Below are 23,348 nucleotides of genomic sequence, written 5' to 3'. Positions count from 1 at the left end.
CCACGCGCCGCCCCGCATGCCCGCGCGCCCGGCGCGCGCCCCGCATGCCCCGCGCGCCCCGTGTCGTCAGGTGCCGTTCGGGGCTCGGTGCAGGGGCTGTTCGGGGGTGGGACGGCGGATGGTCGGTGGCACCGCGCGGACGGCCGGCTCGGTGGCGCTCACCGTGAGCCGCTCGCCGTGGTGGTGCACGGTCAGCGGCGGGCCGTCCAGCAGGGCGTACGTGGCCTTGTCGGCGCCGATCTCCACGCGCAGCCGGCGTCCGCGGAACTGGAGGTGGAAGGCGAGCCGGGTCAGCCGCTCGGGCAGGCGTGGTGCGAACCGCAGGCCGTCGCCGTTGTGGCGCAGGCCGCCGAAGCCCGCCACCAGGGCCATCCAGGTGCCGGCCAGCGAGGCGATGTGCAGTCCGTCCCGGGTGTTGTGCTCCAGGTCGTGCAGGTCCATCAGCGCGGCCTCGGTCGTATAGGCGTGGGCCAGTTCGAGGTGGCCGGTCTGCGCGGCGATGACGGCCTGGCAGCAGGCGGAGAGGGAGGAGTCGCGGACGGTCAGCGGCTCGTAGTAGGCGAAGTTCCGGGCGGTCTGCCCCTCGTCGAAGTGCTCGCCGCACGTGTACATGGCCAGCACCAGGTCGGCCTGCTTGACGACCTGCTTGCGGTACAGGTCGAAGTAGGGGAAGTGCAGCAGCAGCGGGTACTGGTCGGCGCGGGTGCCGGCGAAGTCCCAGCGCTGGTAGCGGGTGAAGCCGGCGTGCTGTTCGTGGACGCCGAGTTCCTCGTTGTAGGGCACGTGCATGGCCTCGGCGGCGTCCCGCCAGGCCGCGCTCTCCTCGGCGTCCACACCGAGCCGCTCCGCCACCTGGGGGTGGCGTTCGGCGGCGTCCGCCGCCGAGAGGAGGTTCTGCCGGGCCATGAGGTTGGTGTAGGTGTTGTCGTCGGCGACCGCGCTGTACTCGTCGGGTCCGGTGACGCCGTCGAGGTGGAACACGCCGTGACTGTCGTGGTGCCCCAGCGAGCGCCACAGCCGGGCCGTCTCCACCAGCAGTTCCACACCGGCCTCCCGCTCGAAGGCGGTGTCGTCGGTGGCCTGCACGTAACGGACGACGGCGTCGGCGATGTCGGCGTTCACATGGAAGGCGGCGGTACCGGCCGGCCAGTACGCCGAACCCTCCGAACCGGCGATGGTCCGCCAGGGGAAGGCGGCCCCGCCGAGCCCGAGCTGGGCCGCGCGTTCACGGGCCTCGTCCAGGGTGCTGTACCGCCAGCGCAGCGCCTCGGCGACGGCGGCGGGGGCGGTGTGGGTGAGCACGGGCAGCACGAACATCTCGGTGTCCCAGAAGGCGTGCCCGTCGTAGCCGGAGCCGGTGAGCCCCTTGGCGGGGATCGCGCGCTGCTCGGCGCGGGCTCCCGCCTGCAGGACGTGGAAGAGGGCGAACCGGACCGCCTGCTGGATCTCCTCGTCGCCCTCCACCTCGACGTCGGCGCGGGCCCAGAAGTCGTCCAGGCAGCCTCGCTGATCGGCCAGCAGCCCCTGCCAGCCGTCGTGTCCGGCGGCCGCGAGCGCGGCGTCGACCTGGTCGGCCATCGCGGGCAGCGAGCGGGTGCCGGACCAGCCGTGGGCGACGGTCTTCTCCACCCTCAGGGTCTGGCCGGGCTCCAGCACGGAGGTGACGGTCAGCCGGGCCACGTCGATCCCGCTCTCACTGCGGGTGGTGGTGCGTTCGGGACCGCTGACGACGTGGTCGGCGCCGACGGCGACCCGCAGGCCGCTGCGCCGGGTGCGGTGCACCAGTCGCAGCCGGTTGCCGGCCGCGAAGTGGTCCTCCTGCTCCAGCGGCGACTTCAGCGCCATCGCGGCCCGCGGGTCGCCGTTCGGCTCCGGGACGCTCTCGTTGGCGACCAGCTCCGACTGGATCACGACCCGGCTGCGGCTGCCGACGGCCTCCACCTCGTAGGCCACCGCCGCCACCGCCCGCTGGGTCAGCGACACCAGCCGGGTCGAGCGCACCCGGACCGTGGAGCCGGCCGGTGAGGTCCATTCGCAGGTCCGCTCCAGCACCCCGCGCCGCAGGTCGAGCACCCGCTCGTGGGAGACGAGCCGGCCGTAGCGCAGGTCGAAGGGCTCGTCGTCCACCAGCAGCCGCAGGACCTTGCCGTTGGTGACGTTGATGACGGTCTGACCGGACTCCGGGTAGCCGTATCCGGCCTCCGCGTACGGCAGCGCGTGCACCTCGTGGACGCCGTTGAGATAGCTGCCGGGCAGGCCGTGCGGCTCGCCCTCGTCGAGGTTGCCGCGCCAGCCGACGTGCCCGTTGGACAGGGCGAACACCGACTCGCTCTGGGCGAGGACGTCCAGGTCGAGGGCCGTCTCCCGTACGGTCCACGGTTCCACGGCGTACGACCGCTCGGTGATCACAGCTTGCCTCCCAGCTCGGCGAGGTCCGGCACGACGATGTTCGCACCGTGGGCGTACAGCGCGTCGCTCTGGCCCACCCGGTCCACGCCGACGACGTACCCGAAGCCGCCCTCGCGGCCCGCGTCCATGCCGGCCAGCGCGTCCTCGAAGACGGCCGCCCTGGACGCCTCGACACCGAGATCGCGAGCGGCGGCGAGGAAGGTGTCGGGGTGTGGTTTGCCCGGCAGTTTCCGCTCTGCGGCTACGACACCGTCGATCCGGACGTCGAAGAAGTGCTCGGCGCCGACGGAGCGCAGCACGTCCTGGCAGTTGGCGCTGGAGGAGACGATCGCCGTGCGCAGTCCCGCGGCGCGGACGGCCTCCAGATAGCGCAGGGTGCCTTCGTAGGCCTCGACGCCGCCGGTGCGGATCTTCTCCAGGAGCAGGACGTTCTTGCGGTTGCCGAGACCGTGCACGGTGGCGGCCTCGGGCGGATCGTCGGGGCTGCCCTCGGGCAGGTGGATGCCGCGCGAGTCCAGGAAGGCGCGGACCCCGTCGGCGCGGGGGCGTCCGTCGACGTACTCGTCGTAGTCGGCGACCGGGTCGAACGGCCGTCCCTGCTCGCCCTCGTAGTCGCGCAGGAACGCGTCGAAGGTCTCCTTCCAGGCGGCCGCGTGCACCACGGCCGTCTTGGTGACGACCCCGTCGAGATCGAAGAGGCAGGCCTGGATCTGGTCGGGCAGACCGAGCTGAGTCATACCCAGCACTGTTCCCCGAGGGACGCGGTCCAGTAGGTGGCGCACGCCACATCGTGTGTGATTTTCGGGGAAACCTCCGGGACGGTCCCCGAGGCGCCTCGGAAGCCGTCGGTGTCACACTGGCGCCTGTGCCGCTGACCTTCGACGATCTCCTCATCCGGGCCCGCTCTCTGCCCCGGGACGGCCGGCGGGCCGTCCTCGGCGTGGCGGGCGGCCCCGGCGCGGGCAAGACGACGCTCGCCGAACACCTGGTTCGTGCCCTCAACGCCGGCGAGGACCCGCCCTGGGCCGCGCTCGTGCCCATGGACGGTTTCCATCTGGCCGACGCCGAGCTGGACCGGCTGGGCCGCCGCGACCGCAAGGGCGCGCCGGACACCTTCGACCCGGCCGGGTACGCCGCGCTGCTGCGGCGGCTGCGCGAGGACACCGGCGAGGTGGTGTACGCGCCCGGGTTCGAGCGGGTGCTGGAACAGCCGATCGCGGGTGCGATCCCGGTGGCGCCGAGCGCACGTCTGGTGGTGACGGAGGGCAACTACCTTCTGCTGCCGGAGGGTTCGTGGGGGCGGGTGCGGCCGTGCCTGGACGAGGTGTGGTTCTGCGAGGTCGCCGAGGACGAGCGGATCCGCCGTCTGGTGGCCCGGCACGAGGAGTTCGGCAAGGACCGTGAGGCGGCCGTGGCCTGGGTCATGGGCACCGACCAGCGCAACGCCGACCTGGTCGCGACCACCCGGGAACGGGCGGACCTGGTGGTACCGCCCGGCGCGCTGCCGGCGCCGAGCGCCCCGCCCGCTTCCCCGTCCGGGCAGGACCGGCCGTAGCGGGGCGCCGTCGCGGGGGGGGCGCCGTAGCGGGGGGCGCCGTAGCGGGGCGGCGCCGTAGCCGGTCCCGGGGCGCCGGGGGCCGAAGTGCGCTCGGTGGTGAACCGCGGCCGGGCGCGGGCCGTACCGAAGGGCACGGCAGAGGGTCTGCCGGTACGACTCGTGCAGCGGTGACGGGCGGCGGAAGCGGTGGGACGGTCGGGGCCACGACGCGGTGGCCTCCGAGCGCTTCCCGCCCCATGCCGCCGCCGGCGAGACCGCAGGGCGGACGATGGCACGCGAACAACGCTCGGTCCTCACCCCCGAGGCATCCCCCGGGGAGCCCGCGAGGCCGTCCCCGAAGCGCCCGGCCGACGGGCCGCCCCGTCCCCGGCGCCGGCCCGCGTGGCCGCCGACGCCCCTGCTGGCGCCTGTGCTGGCACTGCTGTTGCTGGGCCAGATGGCGGTGGCGATGGTCACCACGGCCGTCCAGCAGACGCCGACCATCGACGAGCCGGTGTACGTGGCGACGGCCACCGACTATCTGCGCGAGCACCGGCTGCGCTACAACCCCGAGCACCCGCCGCTGGGCAAGCTGCTGATCGCGGCCGGTGTGGCGGTGGCCGACCCGCACTACGACCCGTCGTACACCGGCACCCAGGGGGAGGTGGGCCGGCATCTGCTCTACGAGTCGGGCAACGACCCCTGGCGGCTGATGCTGTGGGCGCGGCTGCCGGTGATCGTGCTGACCCTGCTCTTCGGTCTGGTCGTCCTCGCCTTCGCCCGGGCGTTGACGGGTACCGCGGGCGGCCTGGTCGCGCTCGCACTGTACGCCTTCTCGCCCGATGTGATCGCGCACGGTTCGCTGGCCACGCTGGACCTGCCGGCGGCCGGGTTCGTGCTGACGTCGGCCTGGCTGGTGTGGCGGGCCCGGCAGCGGCCGGGGCCGTATCTGGTGGCGGCCGGGGCGGCGCTGGGGGCGGCGGTGGCGACCAAGATGAGCGCGCTGCCAGCCGTACCGGCGCTGATGGCGCTGGCCGTTTTGTCCGTGCGGGCGGCGGGGCACCGCGGGAGGACGCTGCCGGGGCTCGCGGGCGTGGTGACGGACCGGCGGCGGACCGTGCTGTCGGGGTTGGCGGCGGCGGCGGTCGTGGCGGTGACGGCGCTGGCGGTGGTCTGGGCCGCGTATCTCGCGGTCGATCCCCGCCTCCGCTTCGCCCCCGCCGAACCCGTCCCGGCCCTGCACGGGATGCGCGGGCGGCTGGTGGGGCTGATGCCGGTGCCGCCCGCGTTCCGGGCCGGGATGCGGGTGCAGTTCGGCCTGGAGGACTATCCGTGGCAGGGCTATCTGTTCGGGCACCTCTACACCGGATCGCGCTGGTACTACCTGCCCGCCGCGCTGCTGGTGAAGACGCCGCTCGGGCTGCTGGTGGTCGGCGCGGCCGGTGCGGCGGCGGTCGTGGCGGTACGGCGGCTGCGGGCCGCGGCGCCGTATCTGCTGCTGCCGCCACTGGTGTTGCTGGCGGGGGCGATGACGGGGTCGCGGGACTTCGGCACGCGGTACGCGCTGTTCGTGCCGGTGTTCCTCGCGGTGGCGGGATCCTGCGCGCTCGCGTGGCGCCGGCGCTGGACCGGGCCGCTGACCGGGGCGCTGGTGCTGTTCGCGGCGGTCAGTTCGCTGCGGACGTTCCCCTACTACCTGCCCTACGCCAACGAGGCGTTCGGCGGCCCGGAGCACACCCACCGGCTGCTGCACGACTCCAACGTCGACTGGGGGCAGGATCTCGGCCGGCTGGCGGACCGGCTGCGGCAGCGGTATCCGGGCGAGCCGGTCTGGCTGGTCTACAAGGGCGCCGGGGTGCCGTCGTACTACGGCATCCACGCCGCCGATCCGCGCCGGGTGCCCGCGGACCGGGTGCGCGGGCTGCTGGTGGTGTCGGACTCGGCGGTCGCCAAGGCGCGCGGGAGGCTCGCCGCGCTGATCGACAGCAGTCGGCCGGTGGACGAGGTGGGCCGTTCGATCACCCTCTTCCGGCGCTGAGCCCGGTGCCTCAACCCCCTGGTCACGGCGGCCGGTGAGCTATGTTGAGTGCTCGTGGGAGACAAAGGAGGCGGACCGGTGCCCTCGCCGCAGCAGGCCCGCGCACAGGCGTCAGCGATCAAGTCGGGCAAGACCGTGCCCGAAACCGAGGCCGCTCCGACCTCCCGGCTCCGAGAGCTCTTCGACGGCCCGCGTCTGTCGCCCGGTCAGCGGCGCATCGCCCAGTACCTGATCGAGCACATCACCGAGGCCGCCTTCCTGTCGATCACCGAGCTGGCGGACCGGGTCGGCGTGAGCCAGCCCTCCGTCACCCGTTTCGCGGCCGCCGTGGGTTTCAGCGGCTACCCCGCGCTGCGGGAGAGGCTGCAGTCGATCGCGCTGAGCACGCTCGCCGGCGGGCCCGGCGAGGAGAACCGCGCCAACGAACTCCAGGCGGCGGTCGACGCGGAGATCGAGCACCTGGAGAACCTGCGGCGCGACTTCGCCGACCCCGACCGGGTCATCCACGTCGGCCGCGAGCTGTCCCACTCCACCCCGCTGACCGTGCTGGGGCTGCGCATCTCGGTGTCGCTGGCCGAGTACTTCGGCTATGCCGCCCGCCGGATCCACCCGGACGTGCGGCTGGTGACCCGGGGCGGCAGCGTGGCCTACGACGCGCTGCTGCAGGCCCGCGAGGCCGGCGGCAGCTGGGTGCTGGCGTTCGCCATGCCCCGGCACTCCCAGGAGACGCTGCAGGCGGTCCGGGTGGCGCGCGGCGCCGGTCTGAAGGTCGCCCTGGTGACCGACCTGGCGCTCGGGCCGCTTGCCGACGAGGCCGACATCGCTTTCGCCACCGGCACCGGCTCGCGGCTGGTGTTCGACTCCTACGCGGCGCCGGGCGTGCTGGCCGCCGCGCTGCTGCAGGCCATGACCGACGCCGATCCCGAGCGCACCCAGGCCCGGCTGGAGAAGTACGAGCAGCTCTCCGAGCAGCACCAGTTCTTCCTCAGGGACTGACCCGGGCGGGCCGGGGCAGGACCCGGCCGATCCTTCCGCGCCCGCGCGGCAAACGTGAAGATCTTGCGGTCCCCCACCCCCTGGACGGGGATCATTCACCGCATTTCGCGCATGAATGTTTTCATACCTCTTGCCAAGAGGTCCGCATATATAAATACTGCTCACGGATCGCGCCCGCCCCGCTCCGGGCACGTTCCGCAAGCGCGGGCTCACCGCTCGCACCGCCTCCGGAAAGCCGACGGACCGCCCATGCGTACACACCACCGCACGCGGCACCGGTTCCCGGCTCCCGGGGCGCCCGCACGGACACCCCCTGCCGCCGGCATCCACCCGCGTCGGCGCCCGGGGTGTTCCGGGGCGCATCGTCTGCGCGACGCGCCCGTGGCGGCCCCGGCCATCCCCTAGGCCGGGGCCGCCCCTGCCCCGTCGGACCACCCTCACGACGCCGCACACCCAAAGGCGATGATCATGACCCTGACCAGTACGCGCACCAGCCCAGACTGGCCCTGCCAGGTCAAGACGCCGGGCAGCTACGACTGGGAGCGCTCGGCGGCCAAGTGGCTGCGCGAACTGATCCCCGCTCGCTACGCCAGCTATCCGGCGCTCATCCGGCACCCCGTCCTGCTCGCCCGGCACGCACAGATCCAGGTCCAGCAGGAGATCCGGGTGGCACGGACCGCCCTGCAGACCGCGCGCGCCGAACTGCCGGTGCTCGGGATGCCCGAGTCGGTCATCGAGCACACCATCAAGCTGTACGCCGCCGAGGTCCTGCAGTTGCAGCACATCGCGCGCAGCGTCCGCGCGGTCACCGAGGCGCTCGTGGGTCGCCACGCGGGCCGCTGAGCCACCCTCCCGCCGCCCTCGCCGCGGTATCCCCACGCACCAGGTCGGGCCGGCCCCCGGCCCAGGCGCCCTGATCCCGGGCGCCTGCTGCCGCGCGCGGGCCGAGCTCCTCGCACGGGCCGTGCTCCCCGGCCGTCGCCCGCCGGTGGGGCCCGTCCCGGCAGACGAGTGATCGAACGGGCCGGGATGTGCCATGCTCGACGCGTGACGAGCAAGCCCGTGTCCCCGATGGGCCCTGGCACAGGCGCCGAGCTGGCGGCGCTGGCCAAGGTCGTGGCACGTCAGCGCGCGGAGATGGACCGGCTGCGGGACCTGGCCGCGACCACGGCGGTGGTGGAGCGGGCCAAGGGCGTGGTGATGGCGGTCACGGGATGCACCCCGGACGCGGCCCAGGAGGAGCTGTGCCGGCGCGCCAAGGACGGCGACCGCACGCTGCTCGAACAGTGCTGGCTCACGCTGGCTTCCCCGCTGCCGGCCACCGAGCGGCCGGCCTCGCCGCCGGCGGGCCCACCGCCGCCGCCCCCGCCGGCCACCGACCGCCCGGACTCGCCGGCGCCGTCCGCCGACCAGCTGCCGGCCCCGGCACCGCTGCCGGCCACGGGACCGCCCGGCGCGGCCGGTCTCTGGGCGGCCACGCCCGCCGCGAGCACCGACGCGGCTCGGGTGCTGGGTCACATCGGCCGCGCCCTGGTCCGGGTCGACTCACCGCGTGAACTGGCCGAATGCCTGCTGCACCAGCTGCGTCCCGAGGTCCGCGCCGACGCCGTGATGCTGTACCAGGGCCTACCCGAAGGCGGCCTCGAACTGATCGGGCACGCGGGCCTGGACGCCACCCTGGCCGCTCAGTGGCGGCACGTGCCGCCGCTGAGCGGGGTGCCCGCCTTCGACGCCCTGCGGACGGGCGAACCACGCTGGCTGGAGGACTTCGCCACGGACCGCACCCGGGATCTGCTGATCGGCCAGCCGCCCGAGCGGTGGCTGTCCCGGGCGTGGCTGCCCATGCCGGTCGGAGGCACCGACGGCGTCGTCCTCGGTGTGCTGCGCCGACCGGGCGACCCCTTCGCGACCCACGAGCGCAAGCTGCTGAGCGCCGTGGCCCGGTTGTGCGCGGGCCGACTGCGGGCCTTCGACGCCCCGCGCGACGGCTCCGGCGAGGAAGGCGCCGCCCACGGCGTGCAAGCGGTGCTGGACGCCCTGCCGGGTGCCGCGATCCTGCTCACCCCGCTGCGCACCGCCTCCGGCGAGGTGGAGGACTACCGCATCGACGCCGCCACGGCCGAGGCGGTCGACGTGTTCGGCCACACCGGCCGGGACATGGTCGGCATGCGCATCCTGGAGAGCTATCCGTCCGTCGCGGGCGAACCACTGTGGCACGGCTATCTGCGGGCCCTGGAGACCGGTGTGCCCTTCGAGGGGGAGCCGTTCGCCTATCAGGACACCGTCGACGACGTTCCCGTGACCGCCACCTACTCGGTTCGGGCGGCCCCGGTGGCCGGCGGCCTGCTGGTGACCTGGCTGCGGCACGACCCGGCCGAGCGGCAGGAGCAGCGCCTGGCGGACGTGCAGCGGCTGGGCAATCTCGGCTGGGCGACGTGGAACCTGATCACTCAGGAGACCTCCTGGTCGGCGCAGGCGTATGCGGTGCTCGGCCGGGGCCCCGCGCAAGGGCCGCTGCCGCTGGAGCGGTTGCCCGACCTCGTCCTGCCGGAGGACGCGGGGGCTCTCGGCCGAGTGATCGGCGAACTCGTCCACGAGGGGCGCCCGTTCGACGTGCCGTTCCGCATGGAGACGGCGCAGGGGGTCCGGCATCTGCGGATGGTCGCGGAGGCCGTCACGGAGCCGGACGGCACCCCGGTCGAGGTGCACGGCTTCGTCCAGGACCTCACCGCGCAGCGCAGCGCGGAACTCGCCCTGGTGGAGAGCGAGCGGGCGATGCTGCTTCAGCGCGGGATCCTGCAGGCCGAGCGTGCGCTGGCGGCCCGGTTGCAGCATGCCCTGCTGCCGCTGCCCAGCAAGCCGGTCCGGCTGGCGGGACTGCGTGTGGAGGTGGCCTACCTGCCCGCGCAGTCCGGCATCCATGTCGGCGGCGACTGGTTCAGCGCCATCGAACTGCCCGACTGCGACGCGTTGTTCGTGGTCGGTGACGTGGCCGGGCACGGCATCGGCGCCGTGGCCACGATGGCCCAGCTGCGGTTCACGGCGAAGGGCATGGTCAGCACCGGTTCCTCGCTGACCGGGGCCCTGGCACGGCTCAACCAGTTGCTGCTGCACTCCCGGGACGGCCAGACCACGGCCACCATGGTCCTGGCCCGCTACGACCCCGAGGAGCAGGTCCTGACCTGGGCCCAGGCGGGGCACCCGCCGCCCCTGCTGGTGCGCGACGGCGAGGTCCGCTACCTCGACCGCCCCGGCGGCATGCTGCTGGGCGCGAGCGGCGCCCCGGTCTACGGGTCGGCGGAACTGCGCCTGGAACCAGGCGACCGGCTGCTGCTGTACACCGACGGCCTGGTCGAACGCCCCGACCGGGGTCTGGACGCGGGCTTCGCCCGGCTGGCCGCGGCCGTGCGCGCCCATGGATCCGGCGAGTCCGGCTCCCTGGACGCCCTGCTCGCCACGATGCTGGAGGAGGAGCGGCGGGACGACGTGTGCGTGCTGGACATCCGGATGCCGCTGGACGACGACGTCCCGGACGACGTCGGCTGACCGGCGGCCCCGGCGCCCGTGCCGGTGTTCCGGGCGGGCGCGCGGCCGGGGCGAAGACGGCACGACGGCGGCTCAGGCCGGGTGACCGGCGTCGATGCCGACCGCGTCGGACAGGCGCAGCAGCGGTCCGGGCCGACCCGTGCCCCACCCGACCGGATCGAGGACGAAGCACACATGGTCGCCGCCGTCGGTGCGGTGTAGGACCGTGCCGACGCACCAGGCCGCCGCGTCCGCCAGGACGACCGCTCCGCCGGGTCCCTCCCGCCAGTCCAGGCCGGCGAACTTGTCGACCTCGTCGCCCGTCTCGCCCCCGAACAGCTCGGCCAGGTCGCGCTGGTCCCGGGTCAGCAGGTGGACGGCGAGGTACCGTGCGGACCGGGCGATGCGGTAGGTGCGGTTGGCCTTCGACAGCCATACGGCGTACCGGGGCGGGTCGATGGAGCACTGCGAGGCGAAGCCGACCAGGCACCCGGCACGCTCACCGTCGGCCACGGCCGTGACCACGCACATGTCGGAGTCCAGCCGGTGGAAGAAACCGTCCATGTCCTGCGGGCCCGAGACCTCCGCCGCGCCGGCATCGTCGTCGTCGGGTGTGCCATCCGTGTCCGTCATGCCGTGCGTGCTCCCACGTCTCGTCGCTGGTCGGTCCCGCTTCACTCCCACTCCCCCGGGTGTTCCCGGTGTACCGCTCACGAATCGTCGTCGTCGGGGCGGCTCCGTGATTCCAGGGCGCGGCGTGTGTCGTCGCCGTAGACACCCCTCTCGTCGCCGCTGACGCCGTACCAGAGCTGAAATCGGGCGACGGCTTCGGTGAGGGTGGCGTCGTAGGTGCCGCTGGCGGAGCCGCCGCGGTAGACGTCCGGGACGCCCAGGAGGCGTTCCTGCAGGTCGTGCACCGCGGGGCCGGTGTCGCCCTGGCGCAGGGTGCCGCGGCCGTCGGGATCCACGGTGGCGGACGAGGCGGACGGCGTCGTCGGCGCGGGCGTGGAGGGCGGCGGGGTGCGCGTCGGCGCGGCGGACGGTGGGGCCGCTGCGGCTTCCTGACGGGTGGGCAGCAGCAGGGCGCCGCCGAAACCGGTGAGAGCGGCCGCCACCATGGCCAGGGCGACGACGGCCCGGCGCGATCCGGTGCCGCGGGCGGGCGTCGTGGGCGCGGTCCGGGCGCGGGCGGCGGGCACGGCCGGAAGCTCCTGGGTCTCCTCCTCGGCCGTCAACCGGTCCCCCGTCGGGGCGCGGTGCGGCCCCGGCGCCGTGCCGAGGGGCTCGTAGGTGACCGGTTCGGGGCGCATCTCCCGCATCAGGTCCGCGAGCGCGTCGAAGCGGCGCAGACGCAGGACCCGGACGGGTTCCGGGTCGGGTCCGGGCCGCGGTGGTTCGGGGTCGGGCGCTGTCGGCATCAGGCTCTCCTTCCGTCCTGTGCGTAGGCGAGCGAGCGGGTACGGGATCCCGTGCTGGGATACGGAGGCCACGGCGGCGGCGTTCAGGCACGCTTCGCCGCCCCGCTCCCCCACACGATCGAAACCGCGCGTACCCGACGCTGTACGGCGACCACGGCACCGATCCGGTGAACGCGGCGTACGCCGACCGGTTGCTGCCGGGCGCGAGCGCCGCGCGGACACCGGCTCCGCCCTGACGCCGGCCTACGGGGACCTGACGGACACAGTGGTCGCCACCCGGCGGATCACCGTCCGGCAGGGCTGAGCGCCCCCGCCACGAACCGGCTCAGGGACGCCGTGAACGCCGTGGCGAAGGCGTCCGCGGCCTCCTCGGGGAGGGCGTCCAGGGACAGGTAGGGGTTGAGGTCCTCCAGTTCGACCAGGAGCAGGCGGTCGTCGGGGGCCCGGCAGGCGTCGACGCGCTGGATGCCGTACCCGAGCTCGTTCCAGTCGATGAAGCGCCGGGCGAACTCCAGGTCGGCGGCGGTGGCCGGGTAGGGCTTCAGCTCCCAGCGGCGCCGCGGGTCGGGGGCGTGGAGGGCGTACTGGAAGTCGTCGTCGACGAAGTAGAAGGACACCTCGTAGGCGAAGTCGACGTGGGGCTGGACCAGCACGTCACCGGTCGCCGCGGCGGCGACCCGGCCGGCGGGGACGATGCGCATGCCGAGCGAGTCGGCGCCGAGCCTGGGCTTCACCACGTACCGCTCGGCGGTGGGCAGCAGGTGCAGGTCATCGGCGCGGCCGACGGTCGGTATGACGGGATAGCCGGCGGCGCTCAGGTCGAGCAGATAGCCCTTGCCGGCCATGTCCGCCTTGCCGGTGAGCGGGTTGTAGACCGGAGTGCCGGTGGCGAGTGCCTTCGCGCGGAAGTCCGCGTACTCCTTCGGGTAGCCGAGGACGGGACCGCTGTTGCGGACGACCACGGCGTCGAAGGCGTCCATCAGTGCCGCCGCGTCGCGCGGATGGCACAGGGCCAGGTCGAAGTGGGCGCGCAGCCGGGAGGCGAGGTGGATGTCCTCGTCGCAGTAGCGGCGCCCGCGGGCCGGGTACGCCAGGTCCGTGACATAGAGGAGACGGGGGCGGGCGGCAGGCATGCGGGATCTCCTTGGGCGGACCTGATCGGCGCGGGTGGAGAAAGGTTACGTCGCAGGGTGGGGGCCGCCGTGGCCGCCCCACTGGCCGGCCGCGGGCCCCCCGGGCGGGGCGCTCCCGACGGACTGGAGGCCTGCCGCCCACAGGTCAGGGGCGGTCGGGCCGGTCAGCCCGCTGCGGACCGTGTGGCGGAGCTCCGGGTCGATCGGGGGGTACGACGGTGCGGCGAGGAGGCGGCAGCCCGCCGCCCCGGCCGCGGCCGGCCCCGGGGGCGAGTCCTGCCCGGCGCGGCAGGCTGCGAGCGAGTGCGCGAACAGCACTCAGTTCCCTCATGGGGCCACCCGAGGTGCACTGAGTGCCAGGTGGGGCCTCCGGGTGCTACGTTCCGGTCCATGAGCTCCAGCAGCGCGGCGCGGACCGCGAAGCCGCCGATGCGGGACGCCCTGGTGGCGGCGGCCTTCCGGCTCTTCCTGGAACGGGGGTACGAGCAGACCACCGTAGACGACATCGTGGCGCTGGCCGGGGTCGGCCGGCGTTCGTTCTTCCGCTACTTCCCCTCCAAGGAGGACGTGGTCTTCCCCGACCACGAGCGCTGCCTGGCCGACATGACCGCCTTCCTCGCGGCGAGCGGTCCGGAGCACGAACCGGTGCGGCGCGTGTGTGACGCGGCCCGGATGGTGCTCGGGATGTACGCGGAGAACCCGACCTTCTCGGTGCAGCGCTACCGCCTCACCAAGGAGGTGCCGGGGCTGCGCGCCTATGAGCTGTCGGTGGTCTGGCGCTACGAGCGGGCCCTCGCCGAGTATCTGCGCGGACGGTTCGCCGGGCGGCCCGAGGGCACGCTGCGGGCCGACATGGTCGCGGCCGCGGTCGTCGCCGCGCACAACAACGCGCTGCGCTCCTGGCTGCGGTCGGACGGCCGGGGGGACGCGGGCGCGGCGGTGGACCATGCGCTCGGGTATGTGCGGCGGACGTTCGGGCGCCGGACGGACACCGAGGGGCGAGCGGCGCCGGACAGCGAGGTGCCCGCCGGTCCGGTCCTCGGCGGCGAGCGGGCCGGGCTCGGGGACGACGTGGTGGTGCTGGTCGCGCGCCGCGACGCCCCGGTGTGGCGCGTGGTGCGGGAGTGGGAGGCGGCACTGGGGCGCGCCTGATCCCGTGGCGTGGACGAGGATCACCGAATTCAGGGTACGGAGTGCCTTTACGAGTGACACTGAGTGCCATACGCTGTCGGGCGTGCACGGTGGCACGGTCGCCGGGCACACGCGTGTGCGGTTCCCGCCGTACACGCGGATTTCCGGCCGAGCGCAGGGAGTTGACCAGCGTGTACCACCACTCAGCAAGCGTCTCGCATTCGGCGGCCGGTTCCGCGGCGGGTGTCCTCGAACCCGCCCCCACGGATTCCAAGGACGCCCTCCTCTTCCAGCGCTGCGCCTGGTGCTGCACCGCGACGTACCACCGGCTGCTGTGTCCGGTGTGCCAGGGCAGCGAGTTGCGCACGGAGCGCAGCGAGGGCAGCGGTACGGTCCGGCACGCGACCGTGGTGCACAGGAACACGCCGGCCGCCCGCAATGTGTCCCTCGTCGAGATGGCCGAGGGGTTCGTCGTCCGGGGCCGGGTCATGGGTCCCCTGATCGGCATTCACAGCGGCGACCGGGTCCGTCTGTCCACCGCGAAGGATCCGGTGCGCGGCGAGCCGGTCTTCCAGTTGCTGGACGAGCCGTACCGCGCCTGGAACTGACGACTCGTCACTTCGGCGGGGTTCCGGCGGTGATGTGATCCATCAGCCGCCTCGCACAGGCAACCCACAGACTCCTCGGCCCATCCTCCCCGAACGAGGGGCTCCCGGTACGGACGGGACGCCCGCGCTCGGGTTCGAGGAGGATCAGTGGTCCGTGCCCGGTTCACAGGGGTGACCGCCGCCGCGTTGCTCGCGGTGGCGGCGGCGTCGCCGGGGGTCGCAGTCGCGCAGACTCGACCGCCCTTACAGGCAGGGATATCGGCGGACCCGGAGGAGGGGACGCTGCCGCCCGGGTGGCGGATCACCGACAGGCATGCCGCACCGCAGCTGGAGTGGCGATCGCAGCGGCGGGTGCCGATGGGGGACGCCAGGGTCGAATTCCGTTCGGGCGGACATCTGTTGGGGGTGCCGAAGCCGGGGGCGGACGGACACACCTTCCGCCTGTCGCTCGACACCCGGCGCACCGGGAAACCGAGCGGACTCCAAGGACTGCGAGGTCTCCCGGATTCCCGAGGCCTCCAGAGTCTCCAGGTCTGGTCCGGGGGCCACCGCCTGGACACGACCCCGGCCGCGGGGACCGTATCGGCGGCAGCACGGCCGCCGGCCCCGCTGCCCGCGAACGCGGTGGACCCGGGCAGGCCCGGTTCGTACCGTACCCACACGGGCGAGTACGCCCTGAAGTCGGTGCGCCTGCCCGGTCTTTCGGCACCGGTGGAGATGCGCGCGGTGGTCGTCGCCCCGGTCGGCGCCTCCGGCAGGCGACCGCTGGCGCTCTTCCTGCACGGCCGCCACTCCACCTGTTACAAGGGGGACGAGTCCACCGGCGAATGGCCGTGCGCGGCCGGTACGAAGCCGGTTCCCAGCCACCGCGGCTATCTGCCGGACCAGAGGCTGCTGGCCTCCCAGGGCTATGTGACCGTGTCGATCTCGGCGAACGGGATCAACGGGCAGGACTGGGCGGCCGAGGACGGCGGCGCGCAGGCCCGTTCCTCGCTGGTGCGGCTGCACCTGGCCCGCTGGGCCGAGTGGGCCGACCACACGGGGACGGCGCCGGCGGTGGTGCGCGCGGCACCCCGCGCCGATCTGTCCCGGGTGCTGCTGGTGGGGCACTCGCGCGGCGGCGAGGGCGTGAACCGGGCGGCGCTGGACAGCCAGTACCCGGCGCCCGCCGCCCAGGACGGCTACCACGGCCCGGTCCGCTGGCACATTCGCGGCACGGTCCTCATCGGCCCTACCGTGTTCGGCCAGAACCCGGTGCCCGACGTGCCGTCCGTGACGATCCTGCCGGGTTGCGACGGTGACGTCTCCGACCTGCAGGGCCAGGTGTACGTCGACGGCACGCGTGCGGTCAGCGGCGGCAGCGCGCTGCACAGCGCCGTGTACGTGATCGGCGCGAACCACAACTTCTTCAACTCCGAGTGGACGCCGGGACGGTCCGCGGCGCCCGCCGAGGACGACTTCTTCGACGACCCGGGCCGGCCGGACCCGGTGTGCGGCAAGCGGGCCGCGACCCGGCTGACCGCCGACCGGCAGCACCGGGCCGGTTCGACCTACATCGCCGCGGCCGCGCGGCTGTTCCTGTCCGGCGACGACCGGGTGCGCCCGCTGCTGGACGGCTCCGGGAAGCGGGCGCCGTCGGCGGATCCGGCCCGGATCCTCACCCACGCGGTGGGTGCGCGCCGTGGTGCGGGGTTCCTGCCGGACGACGGGGTGTCGGTGACCGGCGGCAGGCTGTGCGACGCGGTGGACCCGAGCCCGGCCAAGGCCTGCCTGGGGCGGGGTGCGAAGGGTGTCTCGCCGCACTTCGCGCAGTGGGAGACCGACCGGGAGTCCGGCCGGCACGCGATCGCGCTGCGCTGGACGCACGCGGGCGCACCGGTGCGGGTGAGCGCCCGGCGGCCGCTGTCGCTGTCCGGCTCGACCTCGCTGGCGCTACGGCTGTTCGTGCCGCCGAACTCGCGGGGCACCCGGCTGGACGTGTCGGTGACCGACTCCGCCGGCCGGAAGGCGACACTCGGCCGCGTCCGTGCCGACGGGTTGCCGGGCAGTGAGCGCACCGCCTCCTACTGGGCACGCGAGTTCCGGGTGCCGCTGACGGCGGCCACCCGGGCCGGGCTCGATCTGACCTCGGTCAAGTCCCTGACTCTGACCCCTCGTTCGGGTTCCGGGCAGGCCTGGCTGATGGACGCCTGGGGCTGGCGCGCGGGTACGCCCGCGGTGCGTACCGCCGCGCTGACACGGGTGGACGTCGGCCGCACCACCGTGGACGAGGGCGACTCGGGCGTGCGCACCTACCGTGTTCCGGTCCGGGTGTCGGGCCGGGGCAGCGGTCGGGTCCGGGTGTACGTCCTCGACCCGGCCACCGGACGGGCCAAGGACCGGCTGGTCACGGTGCGTCCGGGCGGCCATGACATCGATGTGCCGGTGGCGGTGCGGGGCAACACCCGCTATGGCGCCGACGTGTCGTACGACGTGCTGGTCAAGGCGGTCCACGGCGCGGTCGTGGGCTCCCACCGGGGCGGTGTCACCGTTCACGACGACGATCCGGCGCCGACGATGACCGTCACGCCCGTGGCCGGCCGGGTCGCCGAGGGACGTGCGCTGAAGTGGCGGGTGTCGCTGTCCGAGGCGGTCGACGTCGAGATGAGCGCAATGTTCGCGGTCGTGCCCGTCGAGGGGAAGGAGCTGTCCACCAAGGACGTCCCGGCGAGCTGGCTGCGGGACACCGCCGGGGCGAAGCCGGACCCCGAGCGCCGGCTGTCCCAGGTGGGCGGTCTCGTGCTGTGGACGTCCATTCCGGCGGGGCGGACCAGTGCCGACCTCACCGTGCCCACGGTGCGGGACCAGGTGACGGAACCCGTGGAGTCCGTGCGGTTCCGGGAGATCGATCCGGCCACCGGTGAGCCGCGCCCCCATGGTCTGGTGCTCGACGGGTCCGTGGACGCGTCGTAGGGCGCCCCGTGCCGGGTGGCCCTCAGTCCGCGAGGGTCACCCGGATGCCCACCGTGCCGTCCAGTCCGCGCCGCAGCCGGCTGCCGAGCAGGGTGAGGCGGCCGACGAGGCCGTACTTGCGGGCGATCAGGTCGCGGTAGCGGGCCGTGGTGGCCGCGTCGGCGATCTCGGCGGTGGCCGGAAGCTGGTCTCCGGTGGGGTTGCCGCGCAGGTCGCAGGGGCCGGCGAGGACGTCGGGGCGGCGCCGGACGCGCTTGACCTTGAAGCTGTCGGCGGCCGTCCAGACGCCGAGGGTGTCACCGTCGCGGACCACCCACACCGGGGTGGCGACGGGGGTGCCGTTCTTGCGGTAACTGGTCATCAGCAGGTACTTGCCGGAGCCGAGCCGGTCCAGCCGTGTGTGGTCCATGTCCGGCAGTCTAGGAGGCCGCCGGCACCGCGAGCAGGCGTCGGACGGTGGCCGGGGTGCCGGCGGCCCGGCGGGCAGGGTTCAGGACAGTGCGGCCGCCATACGGCGTACGCCCTCGGTGAGGATCTCGGGGGTCGTCGCGAGGTTCAGACGGGCGTGCCCCGCGCCGCCGGTACCGAAGGGCGGCCCCGCGCTGAGGGCGACCCGACCGCGGTCGAGGAAGACCTGGGCGGGGTCGTCGCCGAGGCCGAGCGCGCGGCAGTCGAGCCAGGCCAGGAAGGTCGCCTCGGCGGGGTGTGGACGCACGGCCGGCAGCTGCTCGGCGAGAAGGTCGGCCAGCAGCCGCCGATTGGCCTGGAGTCCGGCCAGCAGGGCGTCGAGCCAGCCGGTGGCGTGGCGCAGGGCGGCGGTGTGCGCGATGACGCCGAGGTGGCTGGGGCCGTGGCCGACCTCCTCGGGCAGTCGCCGCAGGTCGGCGGCCGCGCCGGACCCGGCGAGGGCGAGGGCGGCCTTGAGCCCGGCCAGGTTCCATCCCTTGCTGGCCGACATCAGGGACAGGCCGCGTTCGGCGCCGGGCACGCTCAGATACGGCACGAAGGTGGCGCCGGGGGCGACGAGCGGGGCGTGGATCTCGTCCGCGACGACCCTGACCCCGTACCGTTCGGCGAGGTCGGCGACGGCCGCCAGTTCGGTGGCGCTGTGTACGGTGCCGGTGGGGTTGTGCGGGCTGCACAGCAGATAGGCGGCGCGCCCACCGCCCGCCGTCGCCGCCTGGAAGGTCGCTTCCAGGGTGGTCGGGTCGATGCGCAGACCGGTGCCGAGCGGGTCCTCGACGACCCGTCGGCCCATATGGCTGATGAACTGGTAGAACGGCGGATACACCGGCGAGTTGACGATGACCGGGTCACCGGGGTCGGTCACCAGTTTGAGCAGCTCGACCGCGCCGAGCATCACGTCCGGAACGATCGCGGTGCGCTGGACCGCGAGCCCGTCCCAGTGCCAGCGTTCGGCGGCGAAGGCGGCGAGCGCCTCGGCGTAGGCGGTGCCGGCGGGGTACCCGGTGTCACCGAGGCTCAGCGCGTCGGTGAGTGCGCGGACGATGGGTTCGGCGAGCGGGACGTCCATCTCGGCGACCCACAGCGGCAGCACGTCCTCGGGGTAGGTGCGCCACTTCATGCTCGTACGACGTCGCAGCCGGGCCAGGTCGAGGGCGCGCAGCGGGTCGGGTTCGCCCGGGGTGTGGTGCGGGATGCCGGTCATGGGGCTCAAGATAGGCGCCCGTGGTGCGAGCGGGAACAGGGACACGGCCGGGGGCGCGCGGCGTGTGCGGGACGGTCCCGGGGCCGTCCCCCGGAAATCCGCGGACGGGCGGCGGAGATCAACTCGGGCGTCTAGATTGCGTCTTGAACCTCGCGTCGCCGCACCGACCCGACCCGACCCGACCCCAGGCCTGTAGGAGCTGACCCACGTGACCGACAATCCGGCAGCCACCAACGACGTGGCCGCGTCGTTGCGCGCCCGCATCAACACCGGCCAGCCGCATACCGCGCGGATCTGGAACTACTGGCTCGGCGGCAAGGACAACTACGAGGTCGACCGCGCGGCCGGCGACCGGATCCGCGAGCTGCACCCGGGCATCGGCGAGTACGCGCGCGCCGACCGGCTCTTCCTCGGCCGTGCCGTGCGGCATCTGGTCGGCGAGGTGGGCATCCGGCAGTTCCTGGACGTCGGCACCGGTCTGCCGACGGCGGACAACACGCACGAGGTCGCCCAGCGGGTGGCCCCGGAGTCGCGGATCGTGTACGTCGACAACGACCCGCTCGTCCTCGCGCACGCGCGGGCCCTGCTGACGAGCACGCCCGAGGGCCGTACCGACTATCTGGACGAGGACCTGCGCAACGTCGACGCGATCTACGAACACGCGGCGAAGACGCTGGACCTCACCAAGCCGGTGGCGCTGATCCTGCTCGGCGTGGTCATCTTCATCGGGGACGAGGAGGACCCGTACGGTCTGGTGCGGCGGTTGGTGGACCGGTTGCCCTCGGGCAGCCATCTGGTGCTGTCGCACACCGTCACCAGTCCGTCCATGCCGGACGTGGACGAGGCGGTGAAATTCTGGAACGAGCACGGAACGCCGAAGCTGACCCAGCGCACCCCCGAGGACGTCGCCCGGTTCTTCGACGGCCTGGAGCTGCTGGAGCCGGGCGTGGTGTCCTGCTCCCGCTGGCGCCCGGACCATGCCCACGGCGGTGAGCCGGAGGAGGTCGCCATGTTCGCCGGGGTGGCCCGCAAGAACTGAGCACCACGCGGCTCCCTGGGCCGGACGGGTGCGGCGCCCGCCGCGTTCGGCCCTGGGGGCGCCGCCGAGGAGATCGGCGCGCCGGGTGAACGCCGCCCGGGTCGCGGCCGTATGGAGAGGCGGGCCCTCGACCACCCGGGGGCCCGGCGATACCGATCCTCGGCATCGCGCATCCGGGTTCGGCTTCGGGAGCCATGCATGCGGCACGTACGACGACGGGTCGTCCGGCGAGTGACACGGCTGGCGGCGGTCGGCGGACTCCTGCTGGGAGGCGCCATGGTCACCCAGGCGGCCATGGCGAGCGAGACACCTCCGGCCGCCGCCACGACGCTGCGCTCGGCCGGTGGCGGCGTGGACGCCGGGGGTGCGCTGGTGGCGCGGCTCGGCACCGCGCGGACGGCGGGCAGCTGGATCGGCGCCGACGGGCGGCCGGTCGTGGCGGTGACCGACGCGGCGGCGGCCGGGGCGGTGCGGCGGGCGGGGGCCGAGGCGAAGCTCGTCTCCCACAGCATGAACGAGCTGAAGTCGGCCACGGGCACGCTGCGTTCGGCGCCCCGGGTGGCCGGCACGGCGTGGGCGGTGGACTACCGCACCAACCGTGTCGTGGTCCGGGCGGACAGCACGGTCACGGCGGCCGACTGGTCCCGGTTGAGCCAAGTGGCCTCGAGGATCGGTTCTTTCGTGCACATGGAGCGCACGAAGGGCAGCTTCACGGCACGGCTGAACGGTGCCCAGCCGATCCTGTCGACCGGTGGCCGCTGTTCGGCGGGGTTCAACGTCACCGACGGACGCAGCGACTTCATCCTCACCGCCGGTCACTGCGGTCCCGCCGGATCCACCTGGTTCGACGGCGACCAGGGCGACCAGCAGCTCGGCAAGACCGTCAACAGCACTTTTCCCGGCAACGACTTCTCCCTCGTCCGGTACGCCTCCGGCAAGGCCGGTGCGGGTGCCGACGTCGTCGCGATCGGCGGCGGCAAGGGTGTGCGCATCACCGGGGCCGCCGATCCCGTGGTGGGCCAGCGGGTGTTCCGCAGCGGCAGCACCAGCGGTCTGCACGACGGGCAGGTCACCGCGCTGAACGCGACCGTCAACTATCCGGAGGGGTCGGTCAGCGGGCTCATCGAGACCACGGTGTGCGCCGAGCCGGGCGACAGCGGCGGCCCGCTGTTCTCCGAGAGCATCGCCCTGGGCGTCACCTCGGGCGGCAACGGGGACTGCACGACGGGCGGGACGACGTTCTTCCAGCCGGTGACCAAGGCGATGTCGGCCCTCGGGGTCCGGTTGATCGGATCGGCGCAGAACGCGGGCGGATCCCAGGGCGCGCCGTCCTCCCCCGCTTCCTCGGGATCCGGGGCGAAGGGCGCGGCGGCTCCCAGCGTGGCCTCGCCGGGCTCCCCGGCGCCGGTCGGCGGTACGGAGGGGGCCGGCACCCTGCTGGCGCGGCTGACGGACACCCGGAACGTCGGTCCGGGTCTGCTGGTCGTCGCGGGCAGTCTGATCGCCCTGGTGGCGACCCGCTACATCCGGTCGGAGCAGGACCGCAAGGCGTATCAGCGGCACTACTCGGCGATGTGGGGCTGACAGCCGGGTCGATCGGCGATGTGGGGCGGGCGCGGCCGGGTACGGCCGGGTTCGCCCGGTGATTTTTCGGCGGCGTGTGGTCGGCTGCCGAGGTCCTACGAGAAAGGCACCCGTCCGCTGACGGGTGCCCGGGACGGTAGGTGCGGTGTGCACCGGTGGGTCGGGCCGCTCGGTGCGGCTACGACTGCGGGGCCGCTGCGGCCCACTCCAGCACGAGGCGCTGGTACTCCTCGCGCTGCTCGGTCGTCAGTGTCCCGCCCGACCGGCGCCACAGGGCCCGGATCTCCTCGTTGACCTCCGCGGCCGATCGCTCGGAGACGGCTTCAACAGTGGTGGACATGCTGTGAAGCATATGCCGATCGACGTGAAGGCGCCGTGAGTAAGCACGTGCGATACGGACATTTCGGACCGTGTTACTCATCACGTCAATGAGCCGGTCCCTACGCGGAGTTCGGTCCCGGACGTCCGCGCGGGCGTGGTGAGCAAGGACACAGCAGCGCGCCCCGCCGGGCGTCCTCACGGGGAGTCGGCTCGGCGGGGCGCGGCGGCGGCGTGCGGGCCCAGGCGCCCGGTGTACGGGATCAGGTGCCCGGCTTACGGCCGTAGACGAAGACGTCGTCGCCGTTCTTCAGCAGCGACCAGTACTTCTTGGCGACCGTGGTCGTCATGTTGACGCAGCCGTGCGAGCCCGGCGGATTCCACATGCTCAGGCCCACCGAGTGGAAGGCCTGCCCGCCGTTGAAGAACTGGCTGTAGGGCATCGGCACGTGGTAGAGGTTCGAGACGTGGTCGATGTCCCGCCAGTAGATCTTCTTCAGGCCGGTGCGGGTCTCGAACCCGTCGCGGCCGGTACGCACCGGCACCGGGCCGTAGACGAGCTTGCCGCCGTCCTGGATCCAGCTGAGCTGGAGCGTGAGGTTGACGCAGGCGATGCGGCCCTTGTTCACCGGGCACTTGCCGTCCTTGTTCGGCTTGTTCCCGACGGCCTTCTGCTTGGTCATGAGGTCCATCACACCCCAGGTGACGGACCCGGCGTAGCCGATGTTCGGTGTGATGCCGTGCTTGGTCTGGAAGGCCTGGATGGCCTTGCAGTCGGCGGCGGACTGCTTGCCGTCGACGGGCCGGCCCAGGAACTTCTCCACCTGCTTCTGGTACGGCCCTGCCTGCGTGGTGCAGCTCGCGGCCTGGGCCGGTGCCGCGGTGAGGGCGAGCGCGAGCGGCGCGACCAACCCCGTGACGCCCAACGCCACTACACCTCGTCTACGTATGTCCCCCATCGTGGACTCGTCCCCTTCATCCCTTTTACCCA

The 23,348-nt window shown here is 73.5% G+C and carries 19 protein-coding genes; 10 read left to right on the top strand and 9 right to left on the bottom strand.

Translation table 11 applies throughout. The annotated features are described in order from the left end of the window. Nucleotides 1-66: 66 nt before the first annotated feature. Together ACIBA9_RS02315 and ACIBA9_RS02310 are read right to left on the bottom strand one after the other, a co-directional pair. On the bottom strand, nt 67-2,409 hold the full coding sequence (locus tag ACIBA9_RS02315) for a glycoside hydrolase family 65 protein (RefSeq protein ID WP_399359455.1): 2,343 nt from the start codon (nt 2,407-2,409) through the stop codon (nt 67-69). Further along, entirely contained in the window at nt 2,406-3,146 is a 741-nt protein-coding gene (locus ACIBA9_RS02310) for an HAD family hydrolase (RefSeq protein WP_399359454.1), read from the bottom strand. Before ACIBA9_RS02310 ends, ACIBA9_RS02315 begins: the two co-directional genes overlap by 4 nt. Before the next feature lie 128 nt (nt 3,147-3,274). Here ACIBA9_RS02310 and ACIBA9_RS02305 point away from each other — a divergent pair, with 128 nt between their 5' ends. The 5 genes from ACIBA9_RS02305 (at nt 3,275) to ACIBA9_RS02285 (ending at nt 10,526) form a co-directional block, all read left to right on the top strand. Next, entirely contained in the window at nt 3,275-3,964 is a 690-nt protein-coding gene (locus ACIBA9_RS02305; protein WP_399359453.1) for a nucleoside/nucleotide kinase family protein, read from the top strand. Between the two features lie 271 nt (nt 3,965-4,235). After that, on the top strand, nt 4,236-5,984 hold the full coding sequence (locus ACIBA9_RS02300) for an ArnT family glycosyltransferase (protein ID WP_399359452.1): 1,749 nt from the start codon (nt 4,236-4,238) through the stop codon (nt 5,982-5,984). Between the two features lie 78 nt (nt 5,985-6,062). Further along, nucleotides 6,063-6,980: a MurR/RpiR family transcriptional regulator gene (locus ACIBA9_RS02295; protein WP_362152428.1), complete on the top strand. Its 918-nt coding sequence runs from the start codon at nt 6,063-6,065 to the stop codon at nt 6,978-6,980. A 462-nt stretch (nt 6,981-7,442) separates the two neighbouring features. After that, nucleotides 7,443-7,823, top strand: a complete 381-nt coding sequence (locus ACIBA9_RS02290; RefSeq protein ID WP_399359451.1) for a hypothetical protein — start codon at nt 7,443-7,445, stop codon at nt 7,821-7,823. A 228-nt stretch (nt 7,824-8,051) separates the two neighbouring features. Next, a complete protein-coding gene (locus ACIBA9_RS02285) occupies nt 8,052-10,526 on the top strand; it encodes a SpoIIE family protein phosphatase (protein ID WP_399359997.1) in 2,475 nt (824 codons plus the stop codon). Nucleotides 10,527-10,598: 72 nt separating this feature from the next. Here the strand turns inward: ACIBA9_RS02285 and ACIBA9_RS02280 are convergent, their stop codons facing one another. From ACIBA9_RS02280 to ACIBA9_RS02270, 3 genes are all read right to left on the bottom strand, one after another. Next, nucleotides 10,599-11,069 (bottom strand): flavin reductase family protein, encoded by a 471-nt coding sequence (locus ACIBA9_RS02280; protein WP_399359996.1) that lies wholly within the window; start codon nt 11,067-11,069, stop codon nt 10,599-10,601. A gap of 146 nt (nt 11,070-11,215) precedes the next feature. Then, nucleotides 11,216-11,923: a peptidoglycan-binding protein gene (locus ACIBA9_RS02275; protein WP_399359450.1), complete on the bottom strand. Its 708-nt coding sequence runs from the start codon at nt 11,921-11,923 to the stop codon at nt 11,216-11,218. 284 nt (nt 11,924-12,207) lie between these two features. Further along, entirely contained in the window at nt 12,208-13,056 is an 849-nt protein-coding gene (locus tag ACIBA9_RS02270) for a hypothetical protein (protein WP_399359449.1), read from the bottom strand. Between the two features lie 390 nt (nt 13,057-13,446). Between ACIBA9_RS02270 and ACIBA9_RS02265 the strand changes: the two genes are divergently transcribed. From ACIBA9_RS02265 to ACIBA9_RS02255, 3 genes are all read left to right on the top strand, one after another. After that, nucleotides 13,447-14,208, top strand: a complete 762-nt coding sequence (locus tag ACIBA9_RS02265; protein ID WP_399359448.1) for a TetR family transcriptional regulator — start codon at nt 13,447-13,449, stop codon at nt 14,206-14,208. Nucleotides 14,209-14,378: 170 nt separating this feature from the next. Continuing rightward, the gene (locus ACIBA9_RS02260; protein WP_399359447.1) at nt 14,379-14,795 is read left to right on the top strand and encodes a Zn-ribbon domain-containing OB-fold protein; all 417 of its coding nucleotides are present in this window, start codon (nt 14,379-14,381) and stop codon (nt 14,793-14,795) included. 147 nt (nt 14,796-14,942) lie between these two features. Then, a complete protein-coding gene (locus tag ACIBA9_RS02255; RefSeq protein ID WP_399359446.1) occupies nt 14,943-17,747 on the top strand; it encodes a hypothetical protein in 2,805 nt (934 codons plus the stop codon). A gap of 22 nt (nt 17,748-17,769) precedes the next feature. Here ACIBA9_RS02255 and ACIBA9_RS02250 read toward each other — a convergent pair whose 3' ends face one another. Then, a complete protein-coding gene (locus tag ACIBA9_RS02250) occupies nt 17,770-18,156 on the bottom strand; it encodes a PPOX class F420-dependent oxidoreductase (RefSeq protein ID WP_362152411.1) in 387 nt (128 codons plus the stop codon). Nucleotides 18,157-18,237: 81 nt separating this feature from the next. Continuing rightward, a complete protein-coding gene (locus ACIBA9_RS02245; RefSeq protein ID WP_399359445.1) occupies nt 18,238-19,416 on the bottom strand; it encodes a MalY/PatB family protein in 1,179 nt (392 codons plus the stop codon). A 208-nt stretch (nt 19,417-19,624) separates the two neighbouring features. Between ACIBA9_RS02245 and ACIBA9_RS02240 the strand changes: the two genes are divergently transcribed. Together ACIBA9_RS02240 and ACIBA9_RS02235 are read left to right on the top strand one after the other, a co-directional pair. After that, nucleotides 19,625-20,455 (top strand): SAM-dependent methyltransferase, encoded by an 831-nt coding sequence (locus ACIBA9_RS02240; protein WP_399359444.1) that lies wholly within the window; start codon nt 19,625-19,627, stop codon nt 20,453-20,455. Between the two features lie 198 nt (nt 20,456-20,653). Further along, nucleotides 20,654-22,039, top strand: coding sequence for a S1 family peptidase (locus tag ACIBA9_RS02235; RefSeq protein ID WP_399359443.1), 1,386 nt, complete (start codon nt 20,654-20,656; stop codon nt 22,037-22,039). A gap of 178 nt (nt 22,040-22,217) precedes the next feature. Here ACIBA9_RS02235 and ACIBA9_RS02230 read toward each other — a convergent pair whose 3' ends face one another. Both ACIBA9_RS02230 and ACIBA9_RS02225 read right to left on the bottom strand, forming a co-directional pair. Beyond that, nucleotides 22,218-22,379 (bottom strand): hypothetical protein, encoded by a 162-nt coding sequence (locus ACIBA9_RS02230; RefSeq protein WP_362152864.1) that lies wholly within the window; start codon nt 22,377-22,379, stop codon nt 22,218-22,220. A 241-nt stretch (nt 22,380-22,620) separates the two neighbouring features. After that, nucleotides 22,621-23,316, bottom strand: a complete 696-nt coding sequence (locus tag ACIBA9_RS02225) for a L,D-transpeptidase family protein (protein WP_399359442.1) — start codon at nt 23,314-23,316, stop codon at nt 22,621-22,623. Nucleotides 23,317-23,348 lie beyond the last annotated feature (32 nt).

The organism is Streptomyces sp. NPDC051452, assembly GCF_044454765.1.
Taxonomy (GTDB): Bacteria; Actinomycetota; Actinomycetes; order Streptomycetales; family Streptomycetaceae; genus Streptomyces.
This window is presented reverse-complemented; position numbering and strand designations above follow the sequence as displayed.